Source organism: Mucilaginibacter sp., assembly GCF_039925265.1.
Taxonomy (GTDB): domain Bacteria; phylum Bacteroidota; class Bacteroidia; order Sphingobacteriales; family Sphingobacteriaceae; genus Mucilaginibacter.
The window spans coordinates 20,659-36,213 of record NZ_JBDSZG010000036.1 but is presented as its reverse complement, the minus strand read 5'-3'; the positions used below and the strand labels follow the sequence as shown (position 1 = coordinate 36,213).

18 protein-coding genes are annotated in these 15,555 nt (G+C 45.9%); 9 read left to right on the top strand and 9 right to left on the bottom strand.

Annotated elements, in window-relative coordinates; genetic code table 11:
- Positions 1-130: 130 nt before the first annotated feature.
- From ABIX36_RS16780 to ABIX36_RS16755, 6 genes are all read left to right on the top strand, one after another.
- A complete protein-coding gene (locus ABIX36_RS16780) occupies positions 131-844 on the top strand; it encodes a hypothetical protein (protein ID WP_348083319.1) in 714 nt (237 codons plus the stop codon).
- Entirely contained in the window at positions 834-1,214 is a 381-nt protein-coding gene (locus tag ABIX36_RS16775) for a hypothetical protein (RefSeq protein ID WP_348083318.1), read from the top strand. Before ABIX36_RS16780 ends, ABIX36_RS16775 begins: the two co-directional genes overlap by 11 nt.
- Positions 1,215-1,306: 92 nt before the next feature.
- A complete protein-coding gene (locus ABIX36_RS16770) occupies positions 1,307-1,645 on the top strand; it encodes a hypothetical protein (RefSeq protein WP_348083317.1) in 339 nt (112 codons plus the stop codon).
- A 57-nt stretch (positions 1,646-1,702) separates the two neighbouring features.
- Entirely contained in the window at positions 1,703-2,854 is a 1,152-nt protein-coding gene (locus tag ABIX36_RS16765) for a M20/M25/M40 family metallo-hydrolase (RefSeq protein ID WP_348083316.1), read from the top strand.
- Between the two features lie 410 nt (positions 2,855-3,264).
- Positions 3,265-3,630, top strand: coding sequence for a hypothetical protein (locus tag ABIX36_RS16760; RefSeq protein WP_348083315.1), 366 nt, complete (start codon positions 3,265-3,267; stop codon positions 3,628-3,630).
- A gap of 78 nt (positions 3,631-3,708) precedes the next feature.
- Entirely contained in the window at positions 3,709-4,404 is a 696-nt protein-coding gene (locus tag ABIX36_RS16755; protein WP_348083314.1) for a type II CAAX endopeptidase family protein, read from the top strand.
- Between the two features lie 54 nt (positions 4,405-4,458).
- Here the strand turns inward: ABIX36_RS16755 and ABIX36_RS16750 are convergent, their stop codons facing one another.
- The gene (locus tag ABIX36_RS16750; protein WP_348083313.1) at positions 4,459-5,475 is read right to left on the bottom strand and encodes an EamA family transporter; all 1,017 of its coding nucleotides are present in this window, start codon (positions 5,473-5,475) and stop codon (positions 4,459-4,461) included.
- Positions 5,476-5,512: 37 nt separating this feature from the next.
- The gene (locus tag ABIX36_RS16745; protein WP_348083312.1) at positions 5,513-6,013 is read right to left on the bottom strand and encodes a DoxX family protein; all 501 of its coding nucleotides are present in this window, start codon (positions 6,011-6,013) and stop codon (positions 5,513-5,515) included.
- Between the two features lie 83 nt (positions 6,014-6,096).
- On the opposite strand from ABIX36_RS16745, the gene ABIX36_RS16740 reads away from it, so the two are divergent.
- Complete coding sequence (locus ABIX36_RS16740; protein ID WP_348083311.1) at positions 6,097-7,608, top strand: PLP-dependent aminotransferase family protein; 1,512 nt, start codon at positions 6,097-6,099, stop codon at positions 7,606-7,608.
- 9 nt (positions 7,609-7,617) lie between these two features.
- Here ABIX36_RS16740 and ABIX36_RS16735 read toward each other — a convergent pair whose 3' ends face one another.
- From ABIX36_RS16735 to ABIX36_RS16720, 4 genes are all read right to left on the bottom strand, one after another.
- On the bottom strand, positions 7,618-8,313 hold the full coding sequence (locus ABIX36_RS16735; RefSeq protein ID WP_348083310.1) for a LytTR family DNA-binding domain-containing protein: 696 nt from the start codon (positions 8,311-8,313) through the stop codon (positions 7,618-7,620).
- 1 nt (position 8,314) lies between these two features.
- Positions 8,315-9,328: a histidine kinase gene (locus tag ABIX36_RS16730; RefSeq protein ID WP_348083309.1), complete on the bottom strand. Its 1,014-nt coding sequence runs from the start codon at positions 9,326-9,328 to the stop codon at positions 8,315-8,317.
- Positions 9,329-9,494: 166 nt separating this feature from the next.
- A complete protein-coding gene (locus ABIX36_RS16725) occupies positions 9,495-10,709 on the bottom strand; it encodes an acyltransferase family protein (protein WP_348083308.1) in 1,215 nt (404 codons plus the stop codon).
- 319 nt (positions 10,710-11,028) lie between these two features.
- Positions 11,029-11,985: a hypothetical protein gene (locus ABIX36_RS16720; protein ID WP_348083307.1), complete on the bottom strand. Its 957-nt coding sequence runs from the start codon at positions 11,983-11,985 to the stop codon at positions 11,029-11,031.
- Positions 11,986-12,530: 545 nt separating this feature from the next.
- On the opposite strand from ABIX36_RS16720, the gene ABIX36_RS16715 reads away from it, so the two are divergent.
- On the top strand, positions 12,531-13,013 hold the full coding sequence (locus ABIX36_RS16715; RefSeq protein ID WP_348083306.1) for a hypothetical protein: 483 nt from the start codon (positions 12,531-12,533) through the stop codon (positions 13,011-13,013).
- 24 nt (positions 13,014-13,037) lie between these two features.
- A complete protein-coding gene (locus ABIX36_RS16710) occupies positions 13,038-13,511 on the top strand; it encodes a hypothetical protein (RefSeq protein WP_348083305.1) in 474 nt (157 codons plus the stop codon).
- Between the two features lie 29 nt (positions 13,512-13,540).
- On the opposite strand, the gene ABIX36_RS16705 is transcribed toward ABIX36_RS16710, so the two are convergent.
- From ABIX36_RS16705 to ABIX36_RS16695, 3 genes are read right to left on the bottom strand one after another with little or no spacing between them, the layout of a single operon-like run.
- Positions 13,541-14,320 (bottom strand): SDR family oxidoreductase, encoded by a 780-nt coding sequence (locus ABIX36_RS16705; RefSeq protein ID WP_348083304.1) that lies wholly within the window; start codon positions 14,318-14,320, stop codon positions 13,541-13,543.
- Between the two features lie 3 nt (positions 14,321-14,323).
- Positions 14,324-15,151: an amidohydrolase family protein gene (locus ABIX36_RS16700; protein ID WP_348083303.1), complete on the bottom strand. Its 828-nt coding sequence runs from the start codon at positions 15,149-15,151 to the stop codon at positions 14,324-14,326.
- A 3-nt stretch (positions 15,152-15,154) separates the two neighbouring features.
- Entirely contained in the window at positions 15,155-15,484 is a 330-nt protein-coding gene (locus ABIX36_RS16695; protein ID WP_348083302.1) for an L-rhamnose mutarotase, read from the bottom strand.
- Positions 15,485-15,555: the final 71 nt, after the last annotated feature.

Genomic DNA, 15,555 nt, shown 5'->3' with positions numbered 1-15,555 from the left:
TTTTAAGTCCGGCGTTTTTTGTTGGGGGCGAAGTACTATTGCAAATTTAAACTACTTAATAGCCCAACGCCAATGGGTTTTTATCTCGAAAATCATAACTTAGATTCAACAAGTTTTAACAAATCATAGCGTGACAGCAGAAGATACAGCGCAAATACAAGCTTTGGGTTTCAATATTACAGCCGGGAGTTTGCCTTTAGAAGATTTTTTGAATTCAACTTTTCCTGGGTTAAATGTTTTGCAATACGTTAAAGACATTAATGATCTTCTTCAACCATTAACCCAATCCACTATTATCAAGGAATTAGCTTTTTTTGAAAACGCCCCACCGATGCTAATAGTCCAGTATTTTTCGGAAGATTCCGATGATGAAACTGGGTTAGGCCTGTCAAGAACATTTATCAAATCTAAAAATGAATTTATAGTTGAACACGATTTTTTTCGGCTTCCATCCGCCAAAAGGCGACAAGGTATTGCTAAACAGTTACTTGGCTTTAGTTTACAACAATACCTTTCATCGGGTGTTGATAAAATAAAACTAAGGGCCGAATTGGAAAATGGCGGATATGTTTGGGCGAAAACCGAATTCACGGCTACCGACCAAACGGAAGTAAAAACCATTTTGGACAACGCAGAGAAAACTATATCCTCACAGCAATTTAAGTTTGTTAAAAGAGTATATGATAATTATTATGACAAAAATCCAAATGGGAGAAATTTTCCAATGATTAAATGGAGTGAATTGCCAGAAATGGAAGAAATTTTAAACGGAAGTAAATGGCAAGGGGAAATAGATTTGAATAATAAAGAGCTTTTAGCTAAATTTAAACATTATGTTGCTTGACAGAAAAAAATATACGGAGTCTGCTTATATAGCTGAAGAATTGCTTGGCGATTATGAAAATGACCGTCTGCGTAAATGTGCTGTAGTACAACAAACAATTGCCGACGGTGACTTCTCCTTTGACGAAGCACTTGAAGCATATGGAGTGGACAAAAAAGAGTATGAATCCTATGTTGCAAAGAATTCTAACTCACATATATTTCTTAGTTTCTCTGGGGCATCTGAAAGCATCGGTAACTATTTTGATGTAGTAACTATGATGTTGGGTGACCGCTCTATCAATAACAAATTCGACGAAAACATCAGCAAGAGGCTTGTGAAATTAACAAAAGAGCTTGAAAGCATATCCAAGGCATTAAAACAGCATTAAGTAAAGTTTTAACAAAAAAACGCCGAATCTTTACAAGGCTCGGCGTTTTTTTGTTGTGAATGTTTTCTCCAAAATATCCTACCTTGCATCCGATGATGGAATATATCTACGACTTTAAGGATTGGCTGTTCAGCCTCGGCGAAAAGCACGATGTTAACCCACTGCTGCTCGCCATTCTTTATTTGGTAAGCAAGCCGTTGTTTTTCTTTTTCCTGGGTTGGGTGATCAAAAACATGCGCAACAAAAAACCATTTATGACGCAGTTGCTCATCGCCTGCGTGTGCTTCAGTATCCCCTACTCCTATTTGATATTTGCCGGACGGAATATATCCGTTTGGGTGTATGTGTTTATTGCCGTGGTATATGCTTATGGCGGATTTTCTATCTACAAAAAGGTTACGGAGAAGGTTGACCCGACGATGCCGGCGTAGATAATTACTGAACGGTTAAAGGCAGCAAAGCATAATCGATTGTAAACCTAAGCACTTATGAAACTTAAACTCCTAACCTTATTCTTATTCGCAACTCAATTTACCCACGCCCAGGACATCAAATTCGCCCGCAAAATGGTGGATACGCTTACGTCCAAATACTTTTGGGGCCGCGGGTATACCAACGATGGCATGGGCAAAGCAGCGGATTTCATCAGCGCCCAGCTCAAAAGTTATGGCGTAAAACCCATGAGCGGCAAAACCTACCTGCAGGACTTTAGCTACCCGGTAAACACCTTCCCCGGCAAAGTAGATGTAGCGATAAACGGCGTGGCGCTTGTACCCGGCAAGGATTTTTTGGTTACACCGGATAGCAAAGGCGTAAAAGGCGAAGGCAAATTAACGCAGCAGGACAGCACCCATTTTATAGACCAAGCCAACCGAATTATCGTTACGCTGGAGAATAAGCTCACCTGGTCGTCAGAGCAAACCATGTTGGATTATACAGTCATTCAATTGGATAAAAAACTGCAGACCACGCTGCCACAAACTATTAAGGCTGATATCGAAAACAAATTCAACCCCAGTTTTAAAACCGGCAATATCTGCGGTGTGGTGAAAGGCACAGTGAAGCCCGATTCCATCATTGTTTTCACCGCTCATTACGATCATCTCGGCGGCATGGGCAGTAAAACCTATTTCCCGGGGGCCAATGATAATGCCAGCGGTGTAACGCAAGTGCTCAGCCTGGCTAAATATTACGGTGAACACCCGCAGCCCTACACCGTGGCTTTTATATTTTTCGCTGGGGAAGAGGCTGGGTTATTAGGTTCCAAACACTTTACCGAGCATCCTTTAATCGACCTGAAAAACATCCGCTTTTTGATCAATCTCGATTTGGAAGGTACCGGCATAGAGGGCATTACGGTGGTAAACGCATCGGTATTCCCAAAGGAATTTGCGCTGCTGAAACAAGTGAACGAAAAAGGCAATTACCTGGTGAAAGTGGACTCCCGAGGCAAAGCCGCCAACAGCGACCATTACTTTTTCAGCGAGAAAGGCGTACCGGCGTTTTTTATGTATACGCTCGGCGGCATCAAGGCTTATCACGATATTTATGATATCAGCGCTACCCTGCCGCTGAACGAGTACGAAGATATGTTTAATTTGCTGCTGAAGTTTAATGACGGGTTGATGGGGAAACGGTAGATTCCAAAAAAAGCGCGGCCAAATTGCGACCCCTTCCCAAGGGAAGAGGAGGCAGGGGTTTATTGAACTGTGCATTACTACATAGCGGCTAAACCCCGCCCCGCCTTTTACGCCCGGGCAGCCGCACTCTCCAAAGAGAAATAGCCCGTCGGAAGACTGTGTTTATTAAATTTCTTCACAGTTCTATAGTAAAAGATTTTAGGATTTATGGTGACACTATTATTCAAAAAATATGTTAACCCTCCAGTTTTTTAATTTATTGATTATCAAATAATTGAAAAATATTTATTGAAATTGTGTTAAGGTATGTTAACCCTAATTCCCACGCAAGAATGTTTGATGGTTAGTAAAAGAGGGCTAAATTGAAGCGGTTCATAGCAGGGCTTACAAATTGATTAAGCTGTCTTTTAATGCGCTATATCTCACCAAGGGAAGGGAATTGCCAAGCTCCCAAACTAATTAACTCGTTTAGCATTATACCCATATCGCGGGTTAAGGGTAAAACCGAGAATGACCTGATGAAGCGGCCTTTTAAACAGGTGTACGCGTTCCGCCGCGGCTTTATCAAACCTATAAAGGTGCTCAGCAAAACGCATAGTTATTACAAATACGTCAACTGGCTGTTCCCCATTGGCCGTGCTATTTACCCGGCTGGCTTTTGTCGCCTGCCCGAACTGGCTACCGCGATGATGCATGTGGTAAATTATCCGTACAGCAAAAAAGTGGTGGAAGGAAAAGATATTTTATTGGCGAAGGAAGCCGGGCGACATGCCTGATTGTAACGATAATTAGCTATATTGGTTACTCAAATTCCCCACAAACCCTAACACAAACCTTAACACAAACCTTAACACATGCCATTCACTGCCGAACAACCTACACCTCAAAGCAGCATCGTTACCCGGGGGATGGTTTTAACCGTGCTATTCTTCTTCATCGTATCCTTTGTTAACCGTGGCATTAATACCGCCATCGGTATTTCCGAGTGGTCGCCGCTATCGTTCACTATATCAAGGTTTTTTTACTGGCTATGGCTGGCACTCATTTTTGTGTACGTATGGCGGCTTGAACATCAGCCCTTACTGCGTTGGCCCGAAAAGACATACGGGGCCGGCTTTTATTTCGCCTCGATATTCGGTATCATGCTTACGCTTGTCATCGGCACCAATATTATCGCCAGACTTTTAATGCTTTTTGGCTTATTTAAGCGCAGCGACGCTATGGTTGGTATCGCCCAGTTTAGTCTATTGTTAAAAGTGTTTATTTCGCTCACCGCCGCTGTGGTAGAGGAATTTATATTCAGGGGTTACTTAATGCCGAGAGTACAGTTGTTTTTTAAAGGTGTACACTGGCCGGTGATCTTCACTTCGGTATTATTCGGGTTGGCCCACATGCGCTGGGGGACCATTGTAAACGTTTTGGGGCCGATGTTCATCGGGTTTATATTTGCTTGTCACTACCAAAAATACCGAAATATTAAAGTACTGATGGTTTGCCATTTTTTATGGGACATTGTTGGTTTGATACTGATTGGGCATGCGGCAAAATAAAAAAGGCCGGTAGCCATAACAGCCACCAGCCTTTCACACTATTAACTATACTGATCAAGAATTTACGCCGCAAAGTTTTTCAACTAATACGGCATCAGTCTTTTTTAAAGGCGCGGGGTTAACCGCTTTTATGGCCACGGGTTTACTAAACGAGTATTTGCTCAGGTTCACCAGCAATACGCTCAACAGGATGATCACAAGCCCTAAAACCTGCATCCAGCTGATCACTTCCCCTGCAAAAAACACGCCCAGCAACACCGCTATAACCGGGTTTACATACGAGTGTGTACTCACCTGGGTGGCCGGCCTTACCTGCAACAGCCAAACATAAGCGCTGAATGCAGCTATCGACCCAAAGAATATTAAGTATACCACCGCCATCCATGCCTGTGCAGGTACCGCGCTGATATCAAATGTGGCGTACTCATTATCAATAAACCCTGCCGGGATAAACGCGATGCCGGCAGCCATCATTTGCCAGCCGGTGTTTACACGTACCGGCGCGTTTGTAGCTGTTTTTTTGGAGTATAACGAGCCGCCCGCCCAGGCAATGGGGCCAACAATAAGCAGCAGCAAACCAACAAGGTGCTGGGTATCTACACCACCGGCAACCGACTTGGAGAAAGCCTCACCGAATAACAAGATCACGCCGCTAAAGCCAATAACGAGCCCCCAAATAGTACTTCGGCTTTTTAGGTTTACCTTCCAATTCTCCTTATCCAGTATCACAAACCAAATTGGGTTTGCCGATACCATAATGGCCACCATGGCGCTGGGGATGAATTTCTCCACCCATATTACTATCCCGTTTGCAATAAACAGGGTGAACAGCCCGCTGATGCCGGAAGCCTTGATGGTTTGTTTATCGAATATTTTATCGCCTTTTAAGTAACACCAGCCCAGTAATAAAATACCGGCTGCTACAAAACGCATGGCACCCATTATCATCGGCGGGATACCGTTAAGAGCCATCTGTATAAAAAAGTAAGTAGAACCCCATACCACGTATACCGTAGCAAATGCTACTACAACTAATAAGGTAGAGGGTTTGTTGATAGATCTGGTTTCCATTGTGTGTGATTTATATGTATTGTAGAAAAAATAAGTATTACCTGATGATATCTATCAGGTGATCGCCTGCATAGTAGTCCAGTCGCCGGCAAAGGGGTAATCGTTTCATTGCATCCAAGCTATAAGCATAATAGGGCGCAGTTGCCAGTAAAAGACTCGCCGCGCTCAGTGTAAATACCGAATAGTTAAGCGGTGCATCAATACCGAAGGAAATAGCCATCGATAAAGCAAAACTGAGGCTTAACAGGCCGCTGGCAACAGCCGCCACGCGCGTAAACAGCCCCATAATGAGCAGCAGACCAATGATCACTTCGCTCGCTGTTGCTATAACAGCCAGGGGCGCTACCAATGCATCGGGTAAAAAGCTCATTACTTGTTTGGAATAGACTAAAAAATACTGCCAGTCGCCCCAGCCTACGTGTGGCTGGCCATGGGCGCCTATAATACCTAACCTATCGGCTGATGCCCATAGGTAGCTTGCGGCGATGGCTATTCTGAGAAAAACGGATGGGGCTTTGAAGTTTCCGGCGAGTTGCATAATGTGATTTGTTTTATTGATATAAAATTACGTACTTGGTGGACTATACATATAGTCCAGAAATAACAATCAAGATAGTCCAGATGGAATTATTAGAAAGCCTTGTTTGCATTGATAAGAACCTGCAGGTACCGGTGTACCTCCAGGTAGCTAATGAAGTGATTTGCTCTATCCGCAAAGGCATTTTAAAACCGGGTGTCGCCTTGCCAGGCAGCCGCGTGCTGGCGCAGTCGCTCAATGTCCACCGTAAAACCGTGGTTGCTGCTTATGATGAGCTGTACGCACAAAGCTGGGTGGATGTTTTGCCGCGCAAAGGCATCTTCGTGGCCAAAAACCTGCCCAACATAGCGCCGAGGGCTTTAACCGATGCGCCCCACCCTGTTGGCTTTGCCAGTAAAACCCTTTACGACGTGGATGATGCCCGCGTCATTTGCCAGGATATGTTTGTGGCCCCTCCCGATGGTAACCTGGTGTTCAATAACGGGTCGCCGGATACGCGCATAGCGCCACTGGAACTAATGATCCGCGAATACCGCCGCCTTGCATCGCAAAAATTCAATACTAAGTACCTGATGTATGGCCCCGAGCAGGGCTCTGAAAACCTGCGGATAGAACTGGCTAAATTCTTTTCGGAAACCAGGGGGATGCATGTAACCGCCGATAATATTATTATTACCAAAGGCGTGCAAATGGCGTTGTATATTATAAGCCAGGTTTTGCTGAACAAAGGCGATACCGTTATTGTAGGCGACCCCGGGTACAGCATGGCCAACGAGGTTTTTATACAGGCAGGGGCACAAATTGCTACGGTACCCGTTGATGGTTTTGGTATTAACCTGGATGCCGTGGAGGAGATCTGCAAAAAGCAGCCAATACGGATGCTGTTTGTGATACCGCATCACCACCAGCCCACCACGGTCACTTTATGTTCTGATAGGCGGATGCGTCTACTGGAACTCGCCCGCATTTACAAGTTTGCCATCGTGGAAGATGATTACGATTATGATTTCCATTACTCCAGCAGCCCAATTTTACCATTAGCCAGCGCAGATGATTATGGCAGTGTAATATATGTAGGGTCGTTTTGTAAAACCATTGCATCGGGCCTGCGTATTGGATTTATGATAGCTCCTCAAAATCTTATTGTGCAAGCCACCCGCCTGCGGCGGCTGATTGACCGGCAGGGCGAACAGCTTTTAGAGGAAGCAATGGCCAACCTGCTAAAAAACGGCGATATAGGCCGCCATCTTAAAAAAGCAAACAAACTTTACCAGGAACGGCGCGATGTACTCTGCCGCCTGTTGCAGGAGAAACTGGGCGATGATGTATCATTTAATATCCCCAATGGTGGTTTCGCAGTGTGGATGGAGTATAAGAACGGCATCGACCGGCTTAAGGTGACCCAAAAAGCGGCTGAAATGGGCCTTACCATAGGCAGCGGCTGCGAACACTATAACGACTCACTTTTACAGCACAATTTTGTGCGCCTGGGTTTCGCATCCATGAACGTGAAGGAACTTGAAGAAGCGGTAGATATACTGGCAAGGGCGATAAAGAAAGTGCGGACGGAGGAAGGAAATAGTCAGCTCAAATAAGTTCGTTTATCACCGCCGGTTTATCAACCGCTCCATCACCGGCTCGCGCAGTTGCCGGCCAACGGGTACGCGGTGGGTGCCAATGTGTAGCATATTGCCCTCGATGGTATTTACCTTATCCAGCGCCACGATAAATGACTTGTGGGTTTGCATAAATTGCTGCCTGGGTAATTTATCCACCAACGCTTTTAAGGTGCTATGGGTGATCACTTTTTTAGCCACGGTGTGAATAACAACGTAATTTTCCATACTCTCCAGGTACAGCACTTCCTCAAAAATGATCTTCTCCAGTTTGCCTTCGGCTTTTACAAAAAGATAGGTGGGTGTTTCGGTAGTGCCCCTCAGGTCGAAATAATCCTTTGCTTTGTAGGCAGCCTTCTTAAACCTTTCTTCGCTGATGGGTTTTAGCATATAATCAAGTACATCCAATTCAAAACCTTCTATGGCGTATTCTTTAAAAGCAGTGGTAAATATTACTTTAGGCGGGTTTCTTAGGGATCGCAAAAACTCAACACCTGTAATATGCGGCATCTGGATATCAAGGAACAATAGATCTACCGGCTGCTGTTTCAGCATTTCGCCAAGCTCCATGGCATCCTCGCATTGCCCCTTTAATTGCAGGAACGCGGTTTTTTCCACGTAGGCCTGCAAGCCTTTGCGGGCGTAGGGTTCATCGTCGGTTATAATGCAGGTGATAGGTTTCATGTTAGTTATTAAGGTGCAGTGTGGCGGTAAACTTATCGGCCTGTTTATCTAAAGTTAAGCTATGCCTGCCGGGATACAAAAGCTCCAGCCTGCGTTTAAGGTTTTCTATCCCAATGCCGCTGTTTTCCTTATCCGGCTGGTATTGCCCGGGGAGATCATTCTCCACCTTAAATAAAATACCATCTGCATCGCTTCCGGCAACGATGTTAATGCTGTACTTCCCCCCCACGTACTTAAAGGCGTTCTCTACCAGCGGCAAAAACAGCAGCGGGTAAATTTGCTGTTCGATAAGGGCAGCATCAAAATCGACATGCAACACCATCTTTTTGCTGGCACGTACCTTTTGCAGCAGGATGTAGTTTTGCAGGTAGTCCAGTTCCTGCTTAATACTCACCTGGTGCTGGCGGTCGTACAGTTGGTAGCGCAGCAATTCTGAGAGCAGTTCGATACTTTGTTTCGCTCCCGGCACATCATCATCCACCTGGAAATAGATGGTATTGAGCGCGTTGAACAAAAAGTGCGGGTGATACTGCGCCCGCAGAAATTTCAGCTCGGTTTCGAGCTGGTCGTTGGTCAATTTTTCTACCAATAGCTGGTGCGCTACATACGCTTTGAGGTATGTGCGACTGCGTACCATACCGTAATATAAAGTGGTGTATAATAGTGGGATGATGTTTATTTCGGCAAAATCGCTCAGCGACAGCCCATCGTCGGTAAAGGCAGCTATCGGCACCAGCAGCAGGTTATTCACCAACAAGGACAGAATGATCACGTAAACCAGCTCAGTACTGAGAGATACATTGGGCTGCTTGCTATCGCTGTAACGGCATATTTTTGTTACGCCAAACAGCACCACATAACCTACGGCCATACTCATGACCATTTCAATAGCGGTGGTTTGCCATGGGCGCCTCCAAAAGTGCGAGTGCGAGTCGGTATCCTGCAGCAGCCTGATGGTAAAGTAGTTGAGCAGCCCGTAAAAGGCGGGGAATATATTTTTAAGGAATTGCTTCATATTTATCTGTTATTGCCTGGCGGTTGTTGACTCACCCCGGGTTCGCTTCGCTGCCCGACCCTCTCTACCTGCGGTAAAGAGGGTGAGCTCAATTTTCTTTTAACCCTCTTTGCGAAGCAGAGAGGGTCGACCAGCACAGCGTAGTCGGGATGAGTTGAATAGCGGACTATGCCAGCGCCGCCTCTTTTTCTTCCACTAAAACGTCCATCTTCCTAATCTCTAATCCACTAATCTCCGTTCTCTTCTTCTCCAAGGGCTTCATCCCGAATAAAAACCGCGTTACCGCATAGGGCCTTATAAACAAATGATAAATACCCATGGTGAAGAACAGTGTTACCCCTACCGTGTAAATGTACTTCATGATCACCGTATCGTTGGTTTTTACAATGTAGTAGGCTAAAATAACAATTATGGTTTGATGCAGGATATAAAACGGGTACACCGCTTGGTTTAAATAAGCCAGCGAACGGTGTGGCCTGTTCAAATACTGCTTGCCATAACCCATCAGCCCTAAAACCCAGCTCCAGGCCACAATTACCGAGAACGCGCGGAAGCTGTAGCCGCGCAAAGCGCTCCATTCGGCACCGTTAGTCGGCGGATTGAGCCAAAAGTAATAGATTGGCACAAGGCTGATAAAGCCAATGGCAATGGCGAAGCGGCGGTTGCGCTGCAGGCTCTCCATGAGGCTGGGCTGTAGTATGCAGATAAACCCTGCCAGTAAAAACAATAGCCAGTAAACAATAAAGCAGGCATCGTGCACCAGGTTGTTGGTTTCGGGGAATTTGCGGGCAAACAGGGTATACCATATTATAGACGGAATAGCCAGCAGGTACACCCATTTGCCTTTACCCAGCACATTCAACGCTTGTTTAAACCGGGCGCTTTTTGGCGAAATGAGCCACATAAACACCGGCGCGAAAACCAGGTCGTACACAAAAAGGTAGCAAATGAACCACAGATGGTGCCAGCTGAGGTTGCCCTTAGGGTAGGCACCGGTTTTGAACACGGTTTTATAAAAGTCCCAATAGTTCCCTGTAAAGCCCTGGGTTAGGCGCTCCATATAGATCTGCGGCGGCACGATGATGAGCATACCCACCAGCAGCGGGATGAACAGCCGGGTAAAGCGCAGCCCGATAAAACTCCACGCCGAGCGGCGCTGCATCATATAATAACTCACCGTACCGCTGATAAAGAACAGCAAAGGCATGCGTACAAGGTGCATAAAATAATTGCTCATGGCCATCAGCTGGCTGGTATCGTGGTTGCGGATATGCCATGACTCATCGTCGGCAAAGGGCATTCCGGAGTGAAAAATAAGTACACCTGCAATGGAGATTATTCTGAGCCAGTCCAGGTAGGTTTGTCGTTGCGTGGTTTCCATTTTCTTTGATTTTTATTCAAAGAAATGGCATGGAGGTGGGGCAGGGAAATTAGTTTGACGAACGGTATGGGGGTGTTGACGAATGGTTTTTTTGAGAGGTTAGATGCTGGATAATTAGAGATTAGAGAGAAGCTGCAAATGTTGGGCCTGAAGGAACGACGCTTTGTTTCGAACACTAAAATCCCGCGCGTCCTTGCGAGGCACGAAGCAATCTCACGATAGGACAGGTCACCAATTGCTAAGCGTTCATGCATAGTTCTGAGATTGCTTCGTGCCTCGCAAGACGATATTTATTAATTAGATAATTTAAATAGAGCCCCTACCACCCCCACTTCACCCAATATTCATCATCCAACCCATTCCCAGCCTCGCTTAGCAGAGCTTTCAGGGTTTTATAATCTACTGCTTTTTCACCGTACCAGCCTTTGCTGAGACGGTTGCTGGTGAACACAAGGTACTGTTTATCGGGCGTTACGTAAGGGCAATAATCCAGCGAGGTGCTGTTGATGCCTGCGGGCAGGTGTTGGGCGGATTGCCAGTTGCCTGCGGCGTTTTTACGGGCAAGGTATAGGTCGCCTTTGCCCATATCATCGGCACGGCCCTGGCAGGTAAAGAGGATAAACTGCTCATCGGGGTCTACAAAGGCGTTAAACTCATCAAATTTGGTGTTGATATCTTCGGGCAAACTGATGGGGGCTTCGTAGCCTTTTGAGGTGTATTTACATAGTACAATATCTTCGCTGCCTTTACCGTAAGCGGCTTCAACCGTAAAATAGAGATTGCCATTTTTTGCTACGCTGGGGTAAAATTCGCTTTTAGCGCCGTTTACCACCGTACCAAGGTTTTCGGGCGTGCCCCATTGTCCGTTAGTGGTTTTACTTACCTTCCAGATGTCAAAATCGCGTTTTGGCTTTTTGTCGGCAAGCGGCCGGTCGCTGCTGAAGTAGAGGATTTTCCCATCGGGAGAGAAAGCGGCTTCCAGATCGCGGTTGATGCCCGAGAAGGGTGCCACCTCCGGCTTACCCCATACGCCATTCACCTTAGCCACACTGATAATAACGCTGGCAATAAATTTGGGGTGCTGTATGGTAAAAAACAGTTCATCGCCTGTGGGCGAAATAGTAAGATCGCGGTTGCTTAGCCCATCGGTAAGCAGGCCCTGCGCAAAAAGTTTTGGGGTATCAGTGGGTAGGTTTTTATCCGGGTAATTTATCTGCGCCAAAGCACCGTTAAGGCAGGTGAACAGGATGAGCAGCAAGGCGCTAAGGTTTTTCATAATGTAAATGTAGCGGATAACCGCAACACTTTACACTACCGGGCTACAGTCCATAATATTATTAGCATATAATTTATAATACCCTACTAATAATATATTATTTACACGATAAATATATCTACCCTCCCGCCCCGACAGGTGAAGAAAGTGGCAGATGCTGATTTTTTTAAATTTCTTAATCCATTGCACTTTTGATAAAAAACAAATCAAATTCACTGTTTAAACACATAAAAACATGACATATGTAAGAAATAATGAATAACTATGTGTCATAAAAACACATTATTAAGAAACCCAATACAACTAATAAGAAAAACTGTTGCTCAATGTGTTAATTTTTATGATACTTCTGCAAAACACTTGGTGATATCAAATACTATTTAATAAATTCGTGGTATCTATTACTGGTGGCGTCTGCCACTATTGTGATAAGGTTTAGGTTAAAGCCCCCAAGCAGCGAGTGTGAGGGGGCTTTTGTTGTTTATGGCTGATATTATGCGGTAATAAATATGCATATTTACCTAACCATTATAACATCTTAATACATGCCAAACAAAAATTCGTCCGGGCTGCTGCTAACCGGTATTATTGCCGCGCTCATCGCCGGTACCCTTGATGCGCTTGCCGCTGTTTATATACTTGCCGGCGGGCAGGCCAAAATGGTGTTTCAATACATTGCAGCAGGCGCCATTGGCCGCGAAGCCGCTTTTTTGGGCGGGAATCGTTCGATATTAATAGGTGTGGGTTTTCATTACCTCATCGCCGCCATTTTTACGCTGTTCTTCTTCATTCTTTACCAGCGCGAAGCACTTTTGCGCGGGAACGCCGGGGGAGTGGCCTTTATCTACGGGATACTGATGTGGGTGATCATGAATTTACTGGTATTACCTGTTAGCAAACTAAAGATAGACATCAACAAATTCACGTTTAAGGGCACCGTTACGGGCATTGCCATCCTCATTGTTTGCGTTGCCCTACCTATTGTGCTGGCGAGATACTGGTACGAAAACAAGCAGAAAGCCGCTTAGCCCGTTATTATAACCAACTTATATATGCCCAATACAAATACGCCCGGATTGCTGCTAACCGGTATTATAGCCGCACTGATAGCCGGTACCCTTGACGCGCTCGCCGCCGTTTTTATCCTTGCTGGCGGTAAGCTTGTTGTGTTTCAGTATATATCCGGTGCGGTTATGGGCAAAGAAAGCGCGTACAGTGGCGGGACACCAACCATTTTGCTGGGCCTTTTCTTCCATTATATTATTGCGGCAAGTTTTACGCTTGTTTTCTTTTTAATGTATCCCCGTATTGCGTTTTTGCGCAACAATGCAGGGCTTATTGCATTCCTGTACGGGATATTTATTTTCGTATTGATGAACCGGATAGTGGTACCGCTTACGCTTATCCATGTTAATCCCTTTAATTGGCTCAACGCCGTAAAAAACTGCGCCATCCTCATCACTTGCGTTGCCCTGCCCATTGTGCTGGCGAGATACTGGTACGAGAACAGGCAGAAGGCCGCTTAACAAGCTCCGTACCAATGCACCGGCACCGCTTAAAGCGACCTGTCTAAATGCGTATACCCGCCATCTACATAGATAATTTGGCCGGTAGTATGGCTTGATAAAGGCGACAGCAGGAACACTGTTGTATTTGCTATCTCATCAATAGTGGTCATCCGTTTTCCTAACGGGATATTGGCAGTAATGGATGCGAGCTTTTCTTCGGGGTTATCGAGGCTTTTTATCCATCGGTCGTACAAAGGGGTGTAACATTCTGCTACAGCAACAGCGTTTACGCGGATGTTATGCGGTAACAATTCTACGGCCCACTCCCGCGTCATGGCGTTGCGGCCGCCGTTTGCTGCCGCATAGGCCGATGTACCCCCCTGCCCCGTATCGGCCACTTTTGAGGTGATATTAACAATACTCCCCTGCGACTTGATCAGCTCGGGCAGGGCAAAATGGGCAATTAGGTAATAGTGGATCAAATTTTTGTGCAGCGATTGTATAAAGCGTTCGTAGCTGCCGTTTTGCAATCCTACGCCATCATTCTCACCGGCATTGTTCACCAGTCCGTCTATACGGCCGCATTGCGCTATCACTGCAGCTACGGCGCGTTCGCAGGCTTTGGGGTCGGTTAGTTCGGCCACGGTATGGTGGGCTTTGCCTCCGCCCTGCTCTATCTCCTTTACGGTGATCAGGTTCTCGGCTTCGGTGCGGCTGACGATAAAGGGTATGGCGCCTTCCCGGGCCAGGGCTACCGCTATGCCTTTACCTATGCCGCGCGCGCCACCGGTTACTATTACTACTTTATATTTAAGCTGTAAGTCCATTTTTTATAAATTATAAAATGATGCCGCGTTGCCGCCCCAGAATTTTGCCTGATCGGCCTGCGAAAATGGGGCTAAGTATGCATTGAGGCAATCAACTGTTTTATTGTAACCGCCCGCTACCAGGTTCACAGGCCAATCGGAGCCAAACATCAATCTATCGGTACCGAACGCCTGGAATACCACATCCAAATAAGGTTTTACGTCTGAGGGTTGCCAGTTGCGCCAGTCTGCCTCGGTACAAAAACCGCTCACCTTGCAATATACATTTTTATGCTGCGCGATGGCGGCTATCTGCTGTGCCCATGGTTTTATTTCCTGGGCCTTAATAGCAGGTTTGGCCAGGTGGTCTATCACAAATTTTTGCTGCGGAAACGCGGCCACTAATTGTTCGGCATAGCTGAGTTGATCGTGTTTGATCAAAACATCATAAGTAAAGCCATATTTATTAAGCATGGAGATCCCCCGCATAAACTTCTCGCCCAGCATAAATTCTCCCGCCTCGGCCTGTAAAACATGGCGAAAGCCTTTCACAACGCTGTGCTTACTGTAGTGTTGCAGGCGCCCGTCAAGGTCATCTGCCCGAAGGTCTACCCAGCCTACTACACCTATTATAAACGGGTTACTTTTGGCAAAGTCTATTAAAAAATTGGTTTGCGCCTCGCTTTGATCGGCCTGTACAGCAATGCAGGCGTCCATACCATTTTCCGATAGTACAGGAGCAAGGTGCTCCGGATAAAAATCGCGCTGAATAACGGCCATATCATCGGTGATCCAGGAATCCCTCACCGGGTCGAATTTCCAGAAATGCTGGTGCGCATCTATCTTTTGCATATATTATAACTGAAATATTTTATCCATCAATAACCACTTTTCGCCGGGCTTTGCGGTTGGCAGGGGCTTTTGATATTTCCACATCAACTCCTCCCACTCCTGCACTTTAGGGTTGCCGGCATCTGCTGCACCCTTGGCCTCAAAACTAAAGCTATCATTTACCTCCATAATCATAAACAGGCGATCAGCATGGCGGTAGATCTCCATATTTTCTATCCCGCTGCCGCTGATGCTTTGCAAGATTTCGGGCCACACCTGTTGGTGATATGCTTCATATTCTGCTATCAGGGCTGGGTCGTCCTGCAAATCGAGGGTAAGGCAGTAGCGTTTCATAAGCGGTTGATAATTGATACGCAAATAAAGAAAAATATTGCAGTTTAAAACGGCACAATCGTCAAAATGTA